Origin of the sequence: Vitiosangium sp. GDMCC 1.1324 (assembly GCF_003044305.1) — a bacterium.
Lineage (GTDB): Bacteria > Myxococcota > Myxococcia > Myxococcales > Myxococcaceae > Archangium.
The window spans coordinates 677751-696414 of record NZ_PZOX01000002.1 but is presented as its reverse complement, the minus strand read 5'-3'; the positions used below and the strand labels follow the sequence as shown (position 1 = coordinate 696414).

17 protein-coding genes are annotated in these 18664 nt (G+C 68.2%); 9 read left to right on the top strand and 8 right to left on the bottom strand.

The features are described from left to right. Positions 1–34: 34 nt before the first annotated feature. Positions 35–976: an alpha/beta fold hydrolase gene (locus tag DAT35_RS07290; RefSeq protein ID WP_108066156.1), complete on the bottom strand. Its 942-nt coding sequence runs from the start codon at positions 974–976 to the stop codon at positions 35–37. Between the two features lie 135 nt (positions 977–1111). Between DAT35_RS07290 and DAT35_RS07285 the strand changes: the two genes are divergently transcribed. Then, positions 1112–2404 (top strand): NAD(P)/FAD-dependent oxidoreductase, encoded by a 1293-nt coding sequence (locus DAT35_RS07285; protein ID WP_108066155.1) that lies wholly within the window; start codon positions 1112–1114, stop codon positions 2402–2404. Between the two features lie 60 nt (positions 2405–2464). Here the strand turns inward: DAT35_RS07285 and DAT35_RS07280 are convergent, their stop codons facing one another. Together DAT35_RS07280 and DAT35_RS07275 are read right to left on the bottom strand one after the other, a co-directional pair. Next, positions 2465–3040, bottom strand: coding sequence for a class I SAM-dependent methyltransferase (locus tag DAT35_RS07280; RefSeq protein ID WP_233261338.1), 576 nt, complete (start codon positions 3038–3040; stop codon positions 2465–2467). Between the two features lie 56 nt (positions 3041–3096). Continuing rightward, positions 3097–3903: a prolipoprotein diacylglyceryl transferase gene (locus tag DAT35_RS07275; RefSeq protein ID WP_108066154.1), complete on the bottom strand. Its 807-nt coding sequence runs from the start codon at positions 3901–3903 to the stop codon at positions 3097–3099. Between the two features lie 449 nt (positions 3904–4352). On the opposite strand from DAT35_RS07275, the gene DAT35_RS07270 reads away from it, so the two are divergent. Both DAT35_RS07270 and DAT35_RS07265 read left to right on the top strand, forming a co-directional pair. Then, positions 4353–5774 (top strand): S8 family serine peptidase, encoded by a 1422-nt coding sequence (locus DAT35_RS07270; protein ID WP_108066153.1) that lies wholly within the window; start codon positions 4353–4355, stop codon positions 5772–5774. 55 nt (positions 5775–5829) lie between these two features. After that, positions 5830–6228 carry a hypothetical protein gene (locus DAT35_RS07265; protein WP_233261337.1) on the top strand — a complete coding sequence of 133 codons (399 nt, stop codon included), beginning with the start codon at positions 5830–5832 and terminating at the stop codon, positions 6226–6228. A gap of 478 nt (positions 6229–6706) precedes the next feature. Here the strand turns inward: DAT35_RS07265 and DAT35_RS07260 are convergent, their stop codons facing one another. Continuing rightward, positions 6707–7453, bottom strand: coding sequence for an SDR family oxidoreductase (locus DAT35_RS07260; RefSeq protein ID WP_108066152.1), 747 nt, complete (start codon positions 7451–7453; stop codon positions 6707–6709). A gap of 111 nt (positions 7454–7564) precedes the next feature. Between DAT35_RS07260 and DAT35_RS07255 the strand changes: the two genes are divergently transcribed. From DAT35_RS07255 to DAT35_RS07245, 3 genes are read left to right on the top strand one after another with little or no spacing between them, the layout of a single operon-like run. After that, the gene (locus DAT35_RS07255; RefSeq protein WP_108066151.1) at positions 7565–8251 is read left to right on the top strand and encodes a TetR/AcrR family transcriptional regulator; all 687 of its coding nucleotides are present in this window, start codon (positions 7565–7567) and stop codon (positions 8249–8251) included. Beyond that, the gene (locus tag DAT35_RS07250) at positions 8248–9243 is read left to right on the top strand and encodes a 3-oxoacyl-ACP synthase III family protein (RefSeq protein WP_108066150.1); all 996 of its coding nucleotides are present in this window, start codon (positions 8248–8250) and stop codon (positions 9241–9243) included. The genes DAT35_RS07255 and DAT35_RS07250 overlap by 4 nt, the downstream gene beginning before the upstream one ends. A gap of 48 nt (positions 9244–9291) precedes the next feature. After that, complete coding sequence (locus DAT35_RS07245; RefSeq protein WP_108066149.1) at positions 9292–10839, top strand: class I adenylate-forming enzyme family protein; 1548 nt, start codon at positions 9292–9294, stop codon at positions 10837–10839. A 359-nt stretch (positions 10840–11198) separates the two neighbouring features. Here the strand turns inward: DAT35_RS07245 and DAT35_RS07240 are convergent, their stop codons facing one another. Both DAT35_RS07240 and DAT35_RS07235 read right to left on the bottom strand, forming a co-directional pair. Continuing rightward, positions 11199–13130, bottom strand: coding sequence for a triacylglycerol lipase (locus DAT35_RS07240; RefSeq protein ID WP_233261336.1), 1932 nt, complete (start codon positions 13128–13130; stop codon positions 11199–11201). Between the two features lie 109 nt (positions 13131–13239). Further along, a complete protein-coding gene (locus tag DAT35_RS07235) occupies positions 13240–14292 on the bottom strand; it encodes an alpha/beta fold hydrolase (protein WP_108066147.1) in 1053 nt (350 codons plus the stop codon). A gap of 329 nt (positions 14293–14621) precedes the next feature. On the opposite strand from DAT35_RS07235, the gene DAT35_RS07230 reads away from it, so the two are divergent. Then, a complete protein-coding gene (locus DAT35_RS07230) occupies positions 14622–15530 on the top strand; it encodes a DUF2381 family protein (protein ID WP_158501589.1) in 909 nt (302 codons plus the stop codon). Positions 15531–16025: 495 nt separating this feature from the next. On the opposite strand, the gene DAT35_RS58000 is transcribed toward DAT35_RS07230, so the two are convergent. Then, entirely contained in the window at positions 16026–16346 is a 321-nt protein-coding gene (locus DAT35_RS58000; RefSeq protein WP_158501588.1) for a hypothetical protein, read from the bottom strand. Here DAT35_RS58000 and DAT35_RS57995 point away from each other — a divergent pair. Then, positions 16345–16989 carry a hypothetical protein gene (locus DAT35_RS57995; protein ID WP_158501587.1) on the top strand — a complete coding sequence of 215 codons (645 nt, stop codon included), beginning with the start codon at positions 16345–16347 and terminating at the stop codon, positions 16987–16989. The two genes, DAT35_RS58000 and DAT35_RS57995, sit on opposite strands and share 2 nt — an antisense overlap. A gap of 4 nt (positions 16990–16993) precedes the next feature. Here DAT35_RS57995 and alr read toward each other — a convergent pair whose 3' ends face one another. Then, the gene (alr, locus tag DAT35_RS07220) at positions 16994–18199 is read right to left on the bottom strand and encodes an alanine racemase (RefSeq protein ID WP_108066144.1); all 1206 of its coding nucleotides are present in this window, start codon (positions 18197–18199) and stop codon (positions 16994–16996) included. 192 nt (positions 18200–18391) lie between these two features. On the opposite strand from alr, the gene DAT35_RS07215 reads away from it, so the two are divergent. Next, on the top strand, positions 18392–18583 hold the full coding sequence (locus DAT35_RS07215) for a hypothetical protein (RefSeq protein WP_108066143.1): 192 nt from the start codon (positions 18392–18394) through the stop codon (positions 18581–18583). The last annotated feature ends 81 nt before the right edge of the window (positions 18584–18664 follow it).

The following is an 18664-nucleotide window of genomic DNA, read 5'->3' as shown; positions in this document are numbered from 1 at the left end:
CGTGGGGGTGCTTGCCCACTAGCGGCGCACGGCACTACTCGCGGTGCACTTCGCGCAGGAACCGCTTCACATCGTGGACGAAGCGGTGGGGCTGCTCGACGTGGGGGGCGTGGCCGGTCTCGGTGTAGAGCGCGAAGGAGCCATGGGGCAGCGCGTCGACGAGGGCCTGCTGCTCGGGGACGGAGAAGAAGCCGTCCTGGTCGCCACCGACGACGAGCGTGGGAACGGAGATGTCACCCAGGCGGGCGGAGTGGTCCTCGGCGATGAGGCCTGCGAAGGCGGCCTGCCAGACGCGGGCGGGGACTTTGAGGCTCTCGGAGACGGCGGTGTCGAGGAAGGAGGGAGGAATGGGGCGGTAGAAGGTGCTGGCCTGGAAGTCGCGGACGAAGGCGGGGTCGATGGGGTCGGAGAGGGTGTCGACGTAGGCCATCAGGTCCGTGGCGACGGGGTTGCCGTGGACGGTGGGCGCCGAGCCGATGAGGACGAGGGCCTCGACGCGCTCGGGGTACTCGAGGGCGACCTGCTGGGCGATGAAGCTGCCCATGGAGTGGCCGGCGAGGACGGCGCGCTGGATGCCCTGGGAGTCGAGGAAGGCGGCGACATCGGCGGCGAAGTCGGACTGCGAGTAGCAGCAGGAGGGGCGGGACGAGTCGCCATGGCCGCGCTGGTCGAGCGCGTAGACGTGGAGGGAGCGAGGCAGGAGGGGAAGGACGCGGTCGAAGGAGAGGTACGAGTCCGTGTAGCCGTGGAGGAGGACGAGGACGGGACCGTGCGAGCGGCCCTGCTCGACGTAGTGGAGCTGGACGCCGGTGGAGAGCTGGACGGTGCCGTGGTGGAGGGAGTCGGAGGACTCGGAGGCGAGGGCTTCGGAGGCGAGGGCCTCGGTGGTGACTGGCGCGGTGGGAGCCGGGTCGGCGGGAGCGCCGCAGGCCCCGAGCGCGGTGGAGGCGAGGAGCAGGTAGGCGTGGGCTTTCATGTGGAGAACCCCCTCGAGGAAGTGAGTGGGGGGACCCTAACGAAGGCCCCTGACACAGGGCCCTGTCGCCTTTTGAAATTCCCGGTCGTGGTCCCGTTAAGCCTGAAGAGGAGGGGCTCGGAAAAGGGACGGACCATGAAGAAGACGACGGATGTAGCGGTGGTGGGAGGAGGTCTGGGCGGACTGGCGGTGGCGGCGCTGCTAGCGCGAGGGGGCAGGCGGGTGACGCTGTTCGAGAAGTCGAAGCAGCTGGGGGGCCGAGCGCACACGACGGAGGTGGAGGGCTACCACTTCAACCTGGGGCCGCACGCGCTCTACCAGGGAGGCCCGGCGGTGAGGGTGCTGGGGCGGCTGGGCGTGCCGATGCCAGGGCGGATTCCTCGAGGGGAGGGCAGCTTCGCGTTGAGGAGGGGGAGGCTGCACACCCTGCCCGCGGGAACGGTGTCGCTGCTGACGACGGATCTGCTGAGAGCGGCGGGCAAGCTGGAGTTCGGGCGGGTGATGACGAGCGTGATGCGCGTGGACGCCTCGCGGCTGGAGGGCACGAGCCTGCGCGAGTGGCTGAACGCCCACGTTTCGAGGACGGAGGTGCGCGAGGTGATGGCGGCCTTCTTCCGGGTGTCGACGTACTGCGCGGACGCGGAGGCGCTGGGGGCGGACGCGGCGCTGTCGCAGTTCCAGAGGGCGAGGAAGGGCGTGAGGTACCTGGATGGGGGCTGGAGCGGGCTGGTGAAGGCGCTCGCGGCGGCAGCGAGTGGAGCGGGAGTGGAGGTGGAGACGTCGGCGAAGGTGGAGTCGCTGGAGTGGGACGAGCGAGGGGAGCGCCCGAGGGTGCGAGGGCTGCGACTGGCGGACGGAACGGAGTACGAGGTGGGGGTGGTGGTGGTGGCGGGGGCGCCGAGGGACGTGGCGGCGCTGGTGCCGGGGGACGCGGTGCTGGCGGGCTGGGCGGAGGATGCGGTGCCGGTGAAGGCGGCGTCGCTGGATGTGGGACTGTCGAGGCTGCCGAGGCCGAGGACGCTGTTCACGCTCGGGATGGATCGTCCGTGGTACGCGTCGGTGCACTCAGAGTGGGCGAGGCTGGCGCCGGAGGGGGGCTCGGTGGTGCACGTGGCGAAGTACCTCGGAGCGGGGGAGGCGGAGGCGAGCGAGCAGGAGCTGGAGGAGGTGCTGGACCTGGTGCAGCCGGGGTGGCGGGAGCACGTGGTGACGAGGCGCTTCCTGCCGGGGCTGACGGTGATGAACGCCCTGCCGACAAAGAAGAAGGGCCTGAAGGGGAGGCCGGGGCCCGAGGTGGCGCACCTGGGAGGCCTGTACGTGGTGGGAGACTGGGTGGGGCCGGAGGGGATGCTGGCGGACGCCTCGCTGGCGAGCGCCGAGTCGGTGGCCCGGCTGTTGAGCAGAGAGGTGGGCGCGCGAGCGGCGTGAAGGCGCAAGCTCGCGGGCCTGCGCACCACCCCCATTCATGCGTGAAAGGCTCCCGGCCAGTCACACGGGAACGGCGACGAGCTCCTCGAGGAGCTCGCGCAGCCGCTGGGTGCGGTGGGTGATGCGGAAGCCGGATGCTTCGACGAGAGGGATTGTGTCGCGGTTGAGCTGACACCCCATGGCGAGGTGGCTCCAGGCGGGGGTGAGCCGGTCCTGGATGCAGGCGACGGTGGGGTGCGGCGAGCGGACGTGCTCGAGCAGTCGCAGCTGGCCGCCGGGGCGGAGGACGCGGTGGAGTTCCGCGAGACCGCGGGCGGGGTCCTCGACGGTGCAGAAGACGAGGCAGGCGACGACGGCGTCGAAGGACGCGTCGGGGAAGGGGAGCTGCTGGACATCGGCCTGCAAGAGGGTGACGCCGGGGTGGCGGAGGCGGGCGCTGGCGAGCAACTGGGAGTCGATGTCGATGGCGACGGCGGAGGAGACGGTGGGCGGGTAGGGGAGCAACCCGGTGCCAACGCCGACCTCGAGCACGCGTCCGGAGAGTCCCTCGACGAGCCGGCGCCGGACGCGGTCGAGCCCGAGCCATCCGGCGGGAATCATGACGGCGTCGTAGAAGAGTGCCCGGACGTTGCTCACATCACACCCTCCCGCCCCCTCCCGCCGGGAGAGGGGGCCTCGGCCTCTGGGTTTTTCTACCGGGCCTGGGCTTGAACGCTGCTGCCCGAGCCGGCTTCGGACGGGACCTTCTTGGCGGGGGCCTGCCACTTCACGAGGCCATAGAGGCCGAAGGCGATGAGGGCGAAGCACCCATACTGGGCGGGCGTCAGGCCGAAGTAGCGCGCATCGACATAGGACAGGTCAGTGGCGCGCAGCGAATCGAAGAAGAAGCGGCCGAAGGCGTAGAGGATGGAGAGCAGGGGGAGCAGCTTCCCCCGCAGCTTGCCGGCGTTGCGCAGGGCCCACAGGACGCCGGTGATGGCGAAGAGGAACAGGGCGTCATACATGCCCAGGTCGTGGCGGGGCCCGCCGGGGAAGTTGACCGCGAGGAAGAAGTCAGTGTGGACGCCGGGGTGGTCATGGACGGCGAAGCAGCCGAGCCGGGCGACGGCCCAACCGGGGGCCACGGACAGGGCGAAGGCGTCGGCGTAGTCGCGGAAGCGCAGCTTGCGCATCCGGAAGAAGACGACGGCGGCGAGGATGCCGCCAATCAGTCCGCCGAAGGACGACAGCCCATCCCACACCTTCACAATCTGGAACGGGCTCTTGGAGAGCTCCTCGGGGTGGTAGGCGAAGAGGTGGAACAGGTGGCCGACGACGACACCCACGCCCACACCCCACGGGGCGTAGTCCTGAAGGGGCGTGGAATCGAGGCCTTCACGCTCGGCCTGCCGGGCCAGGAGCCGGGCGGCGAGGAGGATGCCGAGCGCCACGAAGATGCCGAAGGGCTCGATGGTGAGGGGGCCGAGCTTGATGGGGGGGACGTGCAGGTAGGGAATCACGAGTCTCTCCGGCGAGCGGATGGCTCACAGCCATAGTCCGCCTTGCCGCCAAGGTGGCGAACAAATCATGGGGGGAGCGCCTTCCCCAGGAGCATCTGAGGGGCAGGCAGGCGGGTGACCGGTGCTTCTCAGGCCGGTTTTCGGGCCTGGGTGCGGCCAGGCCGCTATTTTCTGACCTGTCACGATTCGTATTACGCTTCCTACCTGTGAATGCTTTCCGGTTTCGTTCGTTGGGAAATCAACCCCTGGAACGCCCAGGGGAGCCCACGACGTCCAGTGCGGGGATTGCCGCGGGCCATGTCAGGGGGGGCCGTTCTAGTCACACTGTGAGCCGATGGTGTGCACGACGACGCGGTCCCACCCCTACCGCCCGGGCGCGGCCGGCGCCCACCCTCGGTCTCGCGCGCGCAGTGAGTGAAGTCGGTATTCTGTAAAGGAGCGAACCCACCATGAAGTCCTATCTCCTGGTTCCGAAGGAGTCGATCGAGACCCGCGCCAAGCCCGGCGTGCGGGGCACGGAGCAGGGAGAGCGCGTGTTGCAGCGCACCACCGCCCTTCAGTTCATGATCAGCGGGCGGGCCCCGGACATGCTGCGGAGCCTCGGGTTGCGCTCCGCCACACTGCCCGGGCGTCTGCCCGAGGTAAGCACTCCCCCCACCCCGCCCAAGAAGAAGACGGCGAAGGGCCGGGGCCGCAAGAACGAGCTCCAGCTGGTGGCCACCGAGGGCCCGGTGACGGAGCCCGCGTCCACTACCGCCTCGGACGTGGGCACCTACCGCCACATGCCGCTCATTGGCGCCACCATGGCGCACTTCAACTCGGAGAGCGCCGAGCGCATCGCCAAGGAGGAGCTCGGCCGCGACTTCGAGTTCATCCCGGACACGGTGCAGCTCACCTTCCCGGGTCCGGTGTCCGCGGGCCAGCTCGGCCCTCGCAACCGAGGCCTGTCCTCGCTCGTCAACCGCGAGTGGCCCGAGGAGTGCGGCGTCAACGCCGCCCATGCCCAGGGCATCAAGGGCGCGGGCGTGATGCTCGGCATCCTCGACACCGGCGTGGACGCGGACCACCCCGAGCATCAGGACCGCCTCATCCAGTTCCGCTACGTCTCGCTCTTCCCCAACTCGCCGCAGAACCCGGCGCGGGACGTGCGCGGCTTCGACCCGGACGGCCACGGCACCCACGTGTGCGGTATCGCCGCCGGCCAGTACCACGGCGTCGCTCCGGAGGTGGACCTCTACGTCGCCTCCGTCATCGAGTCCGAAACCATACGGACCAGCCTGGGGCGTGTAGCCGCCGGCATGGAATGGCTGCTACACCAATTCTCACGTCCCGAGAACGCCACCCGTCCCGCGGTGGTGAACATGTCCCTGGGGTTCCCCGTGCAGCCGCCTCAAGGTGTCAGCGACATGGAGTACCGGCTGAACATCCGGGCGCTGCAGACGCTGGTGCGTCGGCTGATGGACTCCAACGTGCTGCCGGTGGTGGCGGCCGGCAACGGAGGCGCTGGGACGGCAGGCTACCCAGCGGCCTTCCCGGAGGCCCTGGCCGTGGGGGCGGTCGACTTCTCGAGGCGCGTGGCCAGTTTCTCGGCCAGCGGCGTGGTGAATCAGCGATCTGTTCCCGACGTGATGGGTTATGGCGTGAACGTTTACTCGAGCACAGAACGAAGGTGTAACAACCAGGCGTTCTATGAACGAATGAGCGGAACGAGCATGGCCGCCCCTTACGTCGCAGGTCTTGCCGCGCTATATCGCTGCCGTTCCCCGGACTTGACGGCACCTGAAGTCAGGGATTTGATTCTGGACAATGCGCTGAAGCTGCCCAAGACGTCTGCCGGACGAATCGGTAGGGGTCTGGCGGTTTATAAGTGATGGCGGCTACCAGGGCCGGCGCCAGTCGAGCGCCGGGCCTGCGGGAGGAAGTCGGATGAGCAGGAAGACAGCCACATCGCCGCGCCGGGCCTCCGGCCGATTTCCGAAGATCTCCGCGGTCACTCCCCTCCCGGGCTCCCGGGTGGAGAGTGCGCAGGGGTGGATCGAGGCGATCGTCATGCCTCGGGAAGAGCCCGAGGCGGCCTGGCAGCCGTCCGTCCAGCGTGATCGCTCGCTCATCCACAAGACCGCGTGTGAGCTGAGCAAGCAGTTCCGCGACTCGGTGATGAACTTCCTGCAGGCCCAGCAACTCATGGGCGCAGTCAGGTGGATCAGCGAGCCCGGCTCCGTGCCCATGGTGACGCTCTACTGCACGCCTCGGGTGTTGGAGCAGCTCCAGCGCTCGCCGCTGTTCGACGCCGGCCGCACTGCTGGCCTCGAGATGTACACCTGAGCCAGCCCCTCAGATTCGACATCTGAGCGGGGCTTGAGGTTCCCCTCGCAGTCGGGATTCCCGTGCTTCGGTGGGTTCGCCCGGCTCTCGGCCTTCGGGGGCCGCCTCCTGGGTGGGGGCCCTCGCCTGCCATGCTCGACCTTCCTGGCGTCCCGTCTATTCCCGACTGGAAATGATTTACTCACTTGACTTCCCAGCGGCAACCCCCTGAACGCCTGTTGCGCTTGCGGCCGCGCGAAGAAGTCCCACCTTGCTCCGTTTTTGTCCGGCCCCCCGGGCGCGAACCCATGTCCGCCCTCTTTCCCGCTGTGGGAGAGGAGGCCCGATGGGTTGCCCGCCTGCCTGCCGAGCGCCGCCGCTATCTGGGTTCCGAGCGTCGCCATGCCCTTTAAACGAACGGGCCGGGCGGAAGGGTCTGACGCCTCCGCACCGGCCCGTTGGTTGGCGTGCAGGGCCGTGAGGGCCCCTGTCGCCTGGATTACATGTTGAGGCCGCCGTCCACGTCGATGGTGCGGCCGTTGAAGTAGTCGCACTCGAGGACGAACTTCACCGCGAGCCACAGGTCCTCGGGCAGGCCGATGCGGCCCACGGGGATGTTGGCCACCAGCGCGTCGCGGGCCTTCTGGTTCATACCCTGGGTCATCGGCGTCTCCACCATGCCCGGGGCCACGGCGCCCACGCGGATGCCGAAGGAGGCGAACTCGCGCGCCCAGGTGAAGGTGTTGGCGGCCAGCGCGGCCTTGGCGGACACGTAGTTGCTCTGCCCACGGTTGCCGTGCCGGGCGATGGAGCTCATGTTGACGATGACACCGGGGCGCTGATCCGTCTGCACCATCTTCGCCACCACCTCGCGCACCATGAAGGTGGCGCCGGTGAGGTTGACGCCGATGACGGCGTTCCAGTCCGCGGTGGACAGCTTCTTCACTTCACCGGTGGCCTTGTCCTTCTTCACCAGCAGCGAGTCGCGCAGAATCCCCGCGTTGTTGATGAGGCCGTTGAGACCGCCCATGGACTCGTGGGCCCACTGCACGAAGGAGATACACTCCTCCTCCTTGGACACGTCCAGGCGGCGGCGGTGGATGCCAGCGGGCAGCGCGGCAAGGCGCTCCTCGTTCACGTCGCCCACGGCGACCTGGGCGCCGGCCTCGTGCAGACGCGTGGCGAAGTGAGCGCCCATGCCCTGGGCGCCGCCCGTGACGATGACCTTCAAGTCCTTGAGCTGCATGCGGTTACCTCTCGTGACTGACTGACGCAATGCGTTGCATGCGCGTGCGCCAGCGGCTGTGATGACAGTTTTTGACAATACCGCGAGGGGAGTGTTACGCAAGGTTGAAAGATGAATCGGTCTTCAACTTCGCCAGCCGCGCGCATCGTTCCAGCGACCCCGCGAGGGCAGCGTACGCGCCAGCGCCTGCTGCAGGCGGCGGAAGCCGTCTTCGGAGAGAAGGGGTACGAGCATGCCTCCATCGCGGATATTACCCGCGAGGCGGAGGTAGCGCTCGGAACTTTCTACGTCTACTTCCCGGACAAGCAGTCCATCTTCGTGGAGGTGGTGGACGAGCTGGGAGCGCGGCTGCGCCGGCTCATCTCCGAGGCGGTGGCGAAGTGCGAGGACCGCATCCAGGTGGAGCGCGAGGGCCTGCGCACCTTCTTCCAGTTCGTGGGCCAACACCGCAACCTGTATCGGATTGTGAGGCAGGCGGAGTTCGTCGACGAGGCGTGCTACCGGCGCTACTACGACCGCTTCGCGCGGGGCTACGTGTTGGGGCTCGAGCGCGCCATGGACGAGGGCGAGGTACGGCGCATGGACCCGGAGGCGCTGGCCTACTGCCTGATGGGCCTGAGTGACTTCCTGGGCATGCGCTGGGTGCTGTGGCAGGGCGAGGGCGGCCTGGAGCACGTGCTGGACACCGCGATGGACTTCATCCGCCACGGCATGGACGCGCGTCCGGCCGGGGCCGACACCGGCAGCAAGAAGGGGCCGCGCAAGACGCGCGCTCCGCGGAGCAAGACGAACCGATGAGATACGCCAACATCCTGGCCACCGGCCGCTACGTCCCCGAGAAGGTCCTCACCAACGCCGATGTGGAGCGCATCATCGGTGAGCCGGTGGACGAGTGGCTTCAGCAGAACGTGGGCATCAAGCAGCGCCACCTGATGGCGGACAACCAGGTGACGAGTGACCTGTGCGTGAACGCCGCGAAGCAGGCGATGGAGCGCGCGGGCGTGAAGCCGGGCGAGCTGGATCTCATCGTCATCGCCACGGACACGCCGGACTACCTGAGCCCGGCGACGGCCTCGGTGGTGCAGGCGAAGCTGGGCGCGAGCAACGCGGGCACGTACGACCTCAACTGCGCGTGCGCGGGCTGGGTGACGGCGCTGGACGTGGCGAGCAAGACGATCGCCGCGGACGACAGCTACAAGCGCGTGCTGGTGGTGGGCGCGTACGGGATGACCCGGTACATCAACTGGAAGGACAAGAAGACCTGCACGCTCTTCGCGGACGGCGCGGGCGCGGTGGTGCTGGGTGCCGGTGACAAGCCGGGCTTCATGGGCGCGAAGCTGCTCGCGGCGGGCGAGTACCACGACGCGCTGGGCGTCTATACGGGTGGCACGTACCGGCCGGCCACGGCGGAGACGGTGGCGCTCACCAACGGCAAGCCCGCGGTGCAGTTCGTGCGCAAGTTCCCCGCCACCTTCAACACTGAGCGCTGGCCCATGCTGCTCAAGCAGCTGCTGGAGCGGGCGAAGCTGACGATGAACGACGTGGATCAGTTCGTCTTCACCCAGCTCAACCTGCGCACCATCGAGTCCACCATGAAGGTGCTCGAGCAGCCCATGTCCAAGACGCACTGGACGATGGACAAGTGGGGCTACACGGGCTCGGCCTGCATCCCCATGACGCTGGATGACGCGGTGGTGCAGGGCAAGGTGAAGAAGGGCGACCTGGTGGCCCTGTGCGCCAGCGGCGGTGGCCTGGCCATGGCCTCGGCGCTGTACCGCTGGACCGCCTGAGCTGTTTCGCAGCCTGAGCTGTTTCGCACGCAGGGGAGGGGACAGAGCATGTTCATCGGCGACTGGATGGGCCGGGGGGCCACCTATTGGCCCGAGCACACCGCGGTGGTGGATGTGGCCAAGGGAGAGTCCGGCCGCTTCACCTACCGGGCGATGAATGCACGCGCCGAGGCGCTCGCGGGCTGGCTGCGCGACGTGGCCGGCGTGTCCCGGGGAGACCGGGTGGGCATCGTGGCCCACAACGGTGTCGAGTACCTGGATGTCTTCTTCGCCTGCGGCAAGCTGGGCGCTGTTTTCGTCCCCTTCAACTGGCGCCTGCATGCCCAGGAGCTGACGGAGCTGGTGCGCGACACCGGCCCGCGCGTGCTCTTCTTCAGCGACGACTTCCGCGAGAGCGTTGGGGTGGTCCGCCGGCAGATGGGGGAGACGCTGAAGCTCGTCCACCTGGAGGGACAGGGACTGCCCGAGAGCCGCCCGTACGCCGAGCCGCTCGCGCACGTGTCCGCCTCGAAGGTGGCGAACGCGCAGGTGGGAGAGGAGGACATCATCTGCCTGCTCTTCACCGGCGGCACCACGGGCAAGTCCAAGGGCGCCCGTGTCAGCTACCGCATGGTGGCGTGGAACACGCTCAACACGCTCATCCACGAGGTGCGGCCCGGAGACATCACGGTGACGCACACGCCGCTGTTCCACACGGGCGGACTGCTCGTGTACACGGTGCCCCTGCTCACCTGCGGAGGCACCGTGGTGCTCATGCGCCGCTGGGACGCCGATGAGATGCTGCGGCTGGTGGAACGCGAGAAGGTGACGCTCTTCTTCGCCGTGCCCACGCAGTACCAGCAGATGTATGACTCGCCGAGGTTCCGCTCGGCGGACCTCTCCAGCGTGCGCTTCGTGACGAGCGGAGGCGCACCGCTGCCGGTGCCGCTGCTGCAGGCGTGGCAGGCCGTCCACAAGGTGCCCTTCAAGCAGGGCTTCGGCATGACCGAGTTCGGGCCTGGCATCTTCAGCATGGGCCCCGAGTTCGCCGTGTCCAAGGCGGGCTCCATCGGCCGGCCCAACTACTTCATCGATGCGCGGCTGGTGGATGACGATGGCCGCGACGTACCCGAGGGCGCCACGGGAGAGCTCATCCTCAAGGGCCCCTCCATGAGCTCGGGCTACTTCGAGAATGCGGAGGCCACCGCCGAGGCCATCGACAAGGATGGCTGGTTCCACACGGGCGACCTGGCGCACCGCGACGCGGACGGCTTCTACTTCATCAACGGGCGCAAGAAGGACATGTTCATCTCCGGCGGAGAGAACGTGTACCCGCTCGAGCTGGAGACGGCGCTCTACGAGCACCCCGCCGTGCAGGCCTGTGCGGTGGTGGGCGTGCCGGACGCGAAATGGGGCGAGGTGGGGCGTGCCTTCGTGGTGCTCAAGCCCAGTGCGTCGGCCTCGGGCGAGGCGCTGCTGGAGCACCTGCGCGGCCGGGTGGCCCGCTACAAGGTGCCCAAGCAGGTGGAGCTGGTGCAGTCCCTGCCCGTGTCCGCGGCGGGGAAGATCCTCAAGCGCGAGCTGCGCGAGCGGGCCATCGCGGCCGACAAGAGCTGAGCCCAGCCACTCGAAGTCAGTCCTGTCAGAGGCTACCAGCAATGCCGGAGCACTCGCTCCGCATATGCATGCCTCGACCTCATACCGAGAGACCTCCCTGCCGCACTTTTCATCAACTGGTCCGACCACAGGGTTGGTCAGAACAGATAGGGAGTGGCGGCCGAGCGAGGAAGCCCCCAGTCTTGGCAGAGAGAAGGGCATTCGCCATGCCCTCCAGCCGCTCAGGCTCAATCCGCTGTTCCGACCAACCCTGCCATCGGACCAGTTGCTCGAAACCGGGCTTGGCGGGTCTCCTGAAATGAAGAAGGCGGATGCCGGTACGTGCCGGCATCCGCCTTTTGATTCACACCGCCCGCTCGCTAGTCGCGCGAGGTGAAGTGGGTCGTCATCTTGTTCCACACGGCCGGGGTGATGCCCATCTCCAGGTGGCCGTAGGCCATGCCCTCCAGCTTCGAGTCCGCCGTCTTCTTCGTGGACGTCCAGCCCTGGGTCAGCTGGTCCACCGCCGCGATGCTCGAGTTGAACAGCACGCCGTCACCGTTCGTCGCGCAGGTGGGGCACGTCATTCCGTCCGTCTCGTAGCGCGCGTCCGTGCTCGCCCCGTACGTGGTTCCGTAGAGCACGTAGAGCGAGGGCAGCCGCGAGTCCAGGCCCCGCTCGGACAGCCGGGTGATGAACTTGCCACCCATCTCCTTGGCCGCCGCGATGCCCAGGCCGTTGATGATGCGGTACTTGCCGTAGCCCAGCGCGTCGTAGGCCTCGCGGTTCTGGTTCGTGTTGTACGCGTGGTACGCGTAGCAGGGGCTGCCCACCGGGTCGAACGCCGTCGACTTGCACTGCGTATGGGTGTTGTCCAGGTAGCCCGCCGCGACGAACGGGTTGTACGGGTTGTAGACCAGCTTCTGGCTCAACCACGGGAAGTACCGGTTCTCGTCCGGGTCCACGCTGGACCAGCTGGATGCGCTGCGGTCCGGGATGGGGTACGTGCCGCGCAGGTCGTCCGCCGTCTGGAGCTGGCCCACGTACGCGTTCACGTACTTGCCGCTGTCATCCACGCTGCCAAAGAGGCTCATGTTGTACTCGTCGAAGCTGAACGAGCTCGAGAGCACGCCCTGGTTCACGTTCAGCGTCTTCAGCAGGCCGCCGGAGACGGGCTTGCCCGTGGAGTCCAGGCTGGAGATGTTGGAGACGTAGATGCGGCGGAAGTAGTCCGGCCACGTGCCGCCCGAGCTCGCGCACACGCTCTTCGCGTAGGGGTTGTCGTACCAGGGCACGTCCGGACCCCAGTTCACGCACTGGAAGGCGGAGAAGTACGTCCACGGCATGGGGCCGCGGCCCACCGGCGCGTTGGCTTCGGTGCTCGCGATGGTCAGCGTGTGGATGGGGTGGCGGAAGTTCAGGTCGATGCCCTTGTGCGGGCCCGACAGCGCCACGTACACGCGCACCGAGTCGTCATACGCCGGCACCGCCTTGGCCTGCTCCGCCGCCATCCGCTCGAAGAAGCGCGTGGTGCTGAAGCCCGTCCAGTTGGGCGCGTTGCTCAGCCACGCGTCCACCGACAGCACGCCCTTGCTCCACGCCACCACGTCCACCCGCGCCACGCCCGGGTGCAGCGCCTTGATGCGCTTCACCGCGTTCGCCACGTTGATGGCCTGGTTGAAGTTGTCCCCGTGGAAGCTGCCGAACGTGACGGCGTAGACGCAGCGGTTCTTGCTCTCCAGGTCCTGCACGAAGCCCGTCACCTGCGAGGCCCCGCCGTACGCGCTGCCCGTCCCGTCGTTGCCGTTGGGGAACATCCACACGTTGCCGTCCTGGATGGCGCCGTGCACCAGCAGCGTGGGCGTCAGGTTCACGTTACACGTACGCGCCGCCGTCTTCGGGCCCTTGTGCAGCAGCACGAAGCGCGCCTCGGGACGGGTGGGGCCCGGCACCGGACACGTGCTCCCCGCCGTCGTGGCACAGCTGTTGTTGTAATAGAGGTTGAACGCGTTCACGAGCTGCTGGTTGAGCGAACCAAAGTACGTCCGCACCGGGTAGCTCGAGGACTGGAACGTGTCCTGGTCGCGCAGCTTCTCCGTCCGGCGGTTGTAGTACTCGCTGCGGTAGAGCTGCTTGCCCTCGAGCAGCTCGATCTCACCCCAGGACCAGCTCGGGGGCTTGTACGCACCGACGACCCGGTAGTCGTTGGTCGGCGCCGAGTTGGTGTCGAAATAGGGCGCTAGGTCCGTGGGCAGCGCGGCTCCAGCCAGAGGCGCGGACAGCATCGCCGCCGCCGCGAGTGATAACTTCAACGACGTCTTCATACGACCTCCATCCCATCAAGGGAGTTCTTCGTACGACGTTTGTGGGGAGAGACGGGGAGGGCGCGCCCGCGCGGGGCTGGCGCGCCCGGGAAGAGATTCAGCGCGCGTGCTCCTGGAGGAATGCGAAGGCGAGCCGCTCGAACTCCTGGGGCTTCTCCACGTGCGGGCTGTGGCCCGTGTCCGGGAGCACCTCCTCGCTGAAGCGGCCGCCGTTGGCCGCGTAGCGCTCGAAGAGCTTGCGCGTCTGCAGAATCATGGGCTGCGGCGGGTACTTGTCCTCGCCGGGCCAGCCGGGGATGGCGCCCAGCTTGCCGAGGTAGCCGAAGTCGAAGAGCGAGGTGTCGGAGACGATGACGTCATCCGCGCCGCGAATCCACAGCACGTCCGGCTTCTGGGGGATGGAGGCGAACGCGCTCAGGTTGAAGTACTTGGGCGCGAAGGAGTTGTTCATCCCCGTGGTGCCCGGAGCCACGCCCGGCCAGTGGGGGCTCTTCTCGAAGGTGCCGGGGTAGTGCGCGTCCCCCACGCGCGTGGAGAGCACCGAGTCCAGCAGCATCTCCTCGTTGGCCGACTTGAAGGGCGGCTTCACGTAGCAGCCATTCATCACGTTGCGCGGAGACGTCTGGGCCTCCGTCGAGCGGTCCTTCTTCGCCAGGCGCTGCACGAAGTCGGGGTTGGCGGTGCCGCCGCCCGAGCCCGCGAAGTCCGGCCAACAGGGCGTACCGTCCGCGTCTTTCGTGCCGCCAAAGCCATACGGGGAGACGGGCGCCTCCAGCACCAGTCCGGCCACGCGCTCCGGATGGTCGATGGCCAGCTGCATCACCACGCCCGCGCCCGCGGAGTGGGCCACGAAGAGCGCTCGCGAGATGCCCAGCGTGTCCAGCAGCGACGCCACGTCGTCGCTGTGGTCGCGCATGCCGCGCGTGGCGTCGATGGGCTTGGGCTCCGTGTCCCCGTAGCCCCTCAGGTCCGGGGCGATGCCGCGCAGCCCCTTGGGAAGTCGCGTGAGCAGCGTGTCGAAGAAGGCGGAGGACGAGCAGTTGCCATGCACCAGCACCACCGGAAATCCCTCTCCGGCCATGCGCGCGTGCACGGTGAGGCGCTTCGTCTGGATGTTGCGGGTCTCCACGACTCGGGCCTTGTCGGTCATCTACGCCCCTCCTTGCGGGTTGTGACTGCGCGAGGCCTCAGGCCCCGCTGGATGAACACGAGTCGCCCCCCCAACCGCGAAGATGACGACTGATTCATGTGTCAGATTGGATATCGCAGGCCTTTCGGTCCGGTCAAACAATCCCTTTCCATTTTCACCGCTCCGTCCCGGCTCGCTGATTCTTGACGCAATGCGTGATTGTGACGGTTTGCACGCGCTCCCCGTCCCTCAGTCCGAGTCTGCGGGTATACGAAAGACCGACTTCAGCCCTCCCCACATGTCGCCTTGCTGCATAGGTTGGGTGACGCATGAGGTCAGGAATCGCAGAGATGACTCTCTGCGTCATGCTGTTCCTGGCCATGCGTGTCTCCGCGGCGGGAGAGGAGGCGCGGCCGGGGTTTCGTAAGCCCAGGTTGCGCGCTGTCACGGTGTCGGGTCGGGTCGAGGAGGTACGCGTGGCCGCCAGGACGGCGACGCGGATCCGCTTCGACACCGCCGTGGACGCGGCACGCACGCGCTTGGAGGACGAGCGCGGGCGCTTTGAGCCCCTGCTGTTGGGCAATGGCTTCCTCGTCGTCACCCCACGCGAGGAACTCTCCGAGAGCGAGCAGGTGACACTGCATGTCGTGCTGGCGGATGGGACGCAGGTGCCCTTCGCGCTGGCCACCAGTGCCACCGAGGTGGACGTGCAGGTGCGCGTCTCCCGGCCCGGCCCGGCTCCGTCCTCCGGTGAGGTGCCGGCGCTCGTGTCCGCGGTGTGGCGCGAGCGCGTACGGGAGCTGCGGGCCGGGAGCGTGCAGTGGCCCGAGCACCCACGCTTCCGCCGGGGCGAGGGCCACGCGGGCCGGCTCGCGGAGTCCATGCTGGTGCTCGCCGCGCGCTCGGAGGCCGTGTCCCCGGACGTGGCGCCAACGGCCTGGCACGAGGGCACGGGGCTCGAGATGGGGCGGCGCCTGTTTCATGCCGGAGCGCTGTCCGGCTTCGTGGTGCGCGTGAGGAATCCGGACCTGCTGCGGCCCTGGGAGCCCGGCGACGTCCGAGTGCGTCAAGCGGATGGAGGACAGGAGGTGGAGGTGCTGGCCATCCGCATGGGGCCCGTGTCGCTCCCGCCCGGTGGGTGGGGGTGGCTCGTCATCGTCACCCGGGCCCTGCCCCGGGACGGACAGGCCCGGTTCGAGTTGGAGCTGCGTGGGCGGAGTGGAGCCTCCCTGGCACCACCGGTGGGCGTCGCGTTGTGAGCGGCCTTGGTTGCAGTCGTGTGCCCGGAGGAGGACGTCATGAAAACGAACACGAAGACCCACTGGCGGCGTTGGATGTTGATCATCGGCTCTGCAATCGCTCTTGTCGGTGGAGCCGCCTATGCGATGAACAAGGAGTGCTGGTCGTGCTCGCCTTGCGGGTGCGCCGGGGATGGGGGCTACATCATGTGTTGTGATGCCCATGCTTGCTGACGGGTGAGGGTCTGGACGTGAATGCTGGTGCGAAGGGGCCTCCCCAGGGGCTCATCGCACCGTGGATGGGGATACCCATCGTCACGAGGGGATGACATGAGAGGCGCAGCACATGCGGCGTGACAGGACACGTCCGAAGCGGGCCGCGTTCGCGTTCGCGTTGGGTGGGGTGGCGGTGTTCCTCTGGCAGCTCGCCACCGCCTCACCCGCTTTAGGAAACAGGGACTCCCCTTCCGAGTCACCCCGGGCCTTCCAGGACCGGCCCCGGCCCCGAGCCCTTCTTCAAGGGGCCTCGGTGTTGGATGCGAGCTTCGCGGCCTCTTCCGCGTCTCGTCTCGTGGTGGCCGTCCCCGCGTGGATGCAGCGCCGCTCCCGCTCCGAGGAGCCCGCCCCCGAGCCGCCCTCCGCGTCCTCCGCGCCTCCTTCCGTCACCGTATTATCCCTCCCCTCGCAGGAGCGCTCGCCGGATGGGCTCCCGGCCTCGGCGATGCGCTGTACCCGTTCGGGCGAGGGAATCGAGTGCGGAAGCTGCCGCACCGATGGGGACTGTCCGGCCGGGCAGGGGTGTGTGGCCAACCGCGACACGCGCCGCTTCGAGTGCATGGCCTCCGAGTGTGAAGAGGACGCGCACTGTCTCCCCGGCTTCGAGTGTCGTGCCGTCACTACCGGAGCCACTGGCACCATCGTCCGCCGCTGTCTCCTCGATGGCGTGCGCGGCGAGGGCGAGCCCTGTGACTCCCTTCCCATCTCCTCCGAGGGCTCCTGCCGCGAGGGTCTTCGGTGCGTCAACCAGGTGTGCTCCACCGCGTGCACACTCGATGGGAGCGTGGGGTGTCCCGCGGGGACCGTCTGTACCGAGGACCTCGACGGCCCGGGGTGTTTCCCGGACTGTCAGCAGCGGGGTTGTCCCGACGGGCAGCACTGCTCACGTGTCCGGGAGGACCAGTATCAATGTCTCGTGGACTCCCAGGGGGACTGCCGCGACACCCCGTGCCCCGAGGGCGAGCGCTGCAACATGCGCATGTCCCGGGGCCGCGCCGTCTTCTGGTGCGCGAAGGTCTGCAACCCGATGTTCGCGGATTCGTGTTCAGCCAGCGAGGTATGCGGCATGGGGAGCCCGACCATCAGCACCTGCTTTCGCAAGTGCGACCCGATGGATGGCAAGGCCTGCGGCCCCGGGTGGTCTTGCTCCACCGTCACCGAGGACATGTCCGCGTTCGGGTGCAGCCCCGAGTTGAGCCGCTAGGCGTTCAGGGGACCACGACCCGGCGCAGGTGGGCTCCCAGCCGGGCCGTGAGCTCGTAGTGGATGGTCTGCGCCCAGTCCGCCAGGTTCTCCGCGTGCAGGTGCTCGTCGCCATCCCTGCCGAGCAGCGTCGCCGTCAGGGGGCGCTCGTCGTGGGTGGCTCGCGTTACGTCCACGATGATGTGGTTCATCATCACGCGCCCCAGCACCGGGCAGCGCCGCCCGTTCACCAGCACGTGCGCCTTCCCCGACAGCAACCGCGGATAGCCATCGAAGTAGCCCACCGGCAGCACCGCCACGCGCGTTGCTTCGGGGCACCGGTACGTGCACCCGTAGCCCACGTAGCTCCCCGCCGGCAGCCACTTCACCGTCTGGCTCGGGCTTCGCCAGGACAGCACCGGCCTCAGCTCCGGCACCCGGCCGAACACCAGCCGCGTCGACAGCCGCGTCTCCGTCGACGGCCACAGGCCATACAGAGAGATTCCCACCCGCTGCGCGTCGTAGTTCGCCCTGGGCAACACCAGTGTCGCCGCGCTCGCCGCCATGTGCCGCTGCAAGGGCTCGTGCACCGGCACGCTCGCGCGCAACGCCATCACCCCACCCTCGAAGATGTCGAGCTGGGACTCGGCATACGTCTGCTCCGTCACGTCCTCGGTGTTGGCGAAGTGGCTCAGCACTCCCGCCACCTGGAGCACGTCCGCCGCGTCGCGCAGGAAGTCCAGCTCACCCCCGGCGATCTGCCCTGGTGTGAAGCCCTCGCGGCCCAGCCCCGTGTCCACGTGCACGTGCACCCGCAGCGGATGCTCCAGCTTCGCGCGGCGCAGCTCCGCCACCGTGTCCTTCCACGAGCCGTCCCCCACCACCACGTCCACTCCCGCCCTCGCCAGCGCCACCGCCTCCTCCGCGTCCGCGGCACCGAGGACCAGCACCTGCTTGCGCTCCAGGCCCCGCGACTGCTCGAGCGCCCGCACCGAAAGCGCGTCCCCCGGCGTGATGAAGTACAGGATGTCCACCAGCGGGTGCACCAGCGGCAACATCTGTGTCAGGCCGTGGCCGTACGCGTTGCCCTTCAACACCGCGCCCAGGGCCTTGGGGCCCCCCGTGTCCGTGGACAGCTTGCGCAACGTGGCCACGTTCGCGGCGAGCGCTCCCGCCGACAGCTCCAGCCACGACGCCACCCGCCCGGATGCTCCCGCAGTCACCTCGTGCATCTTCTGCCTGACCGTCCTTCGCGCCACTCTGGCGCGCTGTGTTGGAAGGAGGTTCTGCGCCAAAGCGTGCCGCTTTGCACGCACCATCCAAGCGGCCGGGCATGGGAGCGCATGTGGCTTCGCGCGGGAGGGGTCCCCACGGTTCACCTCCGGACGTCTGGACGTGCGCATTCTCTCCGGCAGGAGGTCACTATGAGCATCAGGCAGAAGCTCTCCTCGCGTTTCCGCAGGCACTCCGAGGATGACTCGCGGCGCTCCGCCGCCGAATCCCCCGATGCGTCCACCCGCCTGGAGCGTGACAGGGCGCTCGAGGAACCGCGGCGCTCCGAAGTGTGTGCCCTTCCCTTCAGCCAGGACGCGGCGGCGGTCGAAGAGGACGAGTGAGCCCGTGGGCTCGCCCGGAGGGAGAGGGGAGAGACGGACCTGTGATAGGTCGCTGGCCTCCTCCATCCCCCTGCCCACCAT

Coding starts and splice junctions, on each gene's coding strand:
- DAT35_RS07290 (WP_108066156.1), bottom strand. CDS start 976: ATGAAAGCCCACGCCTACCTGCTCCTCGCCTCCACCGCGCTCGGGGCC.
- DAT35_RS07285 (WP_108066155.1), top strand. CDS start 1,112: ATGAAGAAGACGACGGATGTAGCGGTGGTGGGAGGAGGTCTGGGCGGA.
- DAT35_RS07270 (WP_108066153.1), top strand. CDS start 4,353: ATGAAGTCCTATCTCCTGGTTCCGAAGGAGTCGATCGAGACCCGCGCC.
- DAT35_RS07265 (WP_233261337.1), top strand. CDS start 5,830: ATGAGCAGGAAGACAGCCACATCGCCGCGCCGGGCCTCCGGCCGATTT.
- DAT35_RS07260 (WP_108066152.1), bottom strand. CDS start 7,453: ATGCAGCTCAAGGACTTGAAGGTCATCGTCACGGGCGGCGCCCAGGGC.
- DAT35_RS07255 (WP_108066151.1), top strand. CDS start 7,565: ATGAATCGGTCTTCAACTTCGCCAGCCGCGCGCATCGTTCCAGCGACC.
- DAT35_RS07250 (WP_108066150.1), top strand. CDS start 8,248: ATGAGATACGCCAACATCCTGGCCACCGGCCGCTACGTCCCCGAGAAG.
- DAT35_RS07245 (WP_108066149.1), top strand. CDS start 9,292: ATGTTCATCGGCGACTGGATGGGCCGGGGGGCCACCTATTGGCCCGAG.
- DAT35_RS07235 (WP_108066147.1), bottom strand. CDS start 14,292: ATGACCGACAAGGCCCGAGTCGTGGAGACCCGCAACATCCAGACGAAG.
- DAT35_RS07230 (WP_158501589.1), top strand. CDS start 14,622: ATGACTCTCTGCGTCATGCTGTTCCTGGCCATGCGTGTCTCCGCGGCG.
- DAT35_RS57995 (WP_158501587.1), top strand. CDS start 16,345: ATGGCCTCCGAGTGTGAAGAGGACGCGCACTGTCTCCCCGGCTTCGAG.
- DAT35_RS58000 (WP_158501588.1), bottom strand. CDS start 16,346: ATGCACTCGAAGCGGCGCGTGTCGCGGTTGGCCACACACCCCTGCCCG.
- alr (WP_108066144.1), bottom strand. CDS start 18,199: ATGCACGAGGTGACTGCGGGAGCATCCGGGCGGGTGGCGTCGTGGCTG.
- DAT35_RS07215 (WP_108066143.1), top strand. CDS start 18,392: ATGAGCATCAGGCAGAAGCTCTCCTCGCGTTTCCGCAGGCACTCCGAG.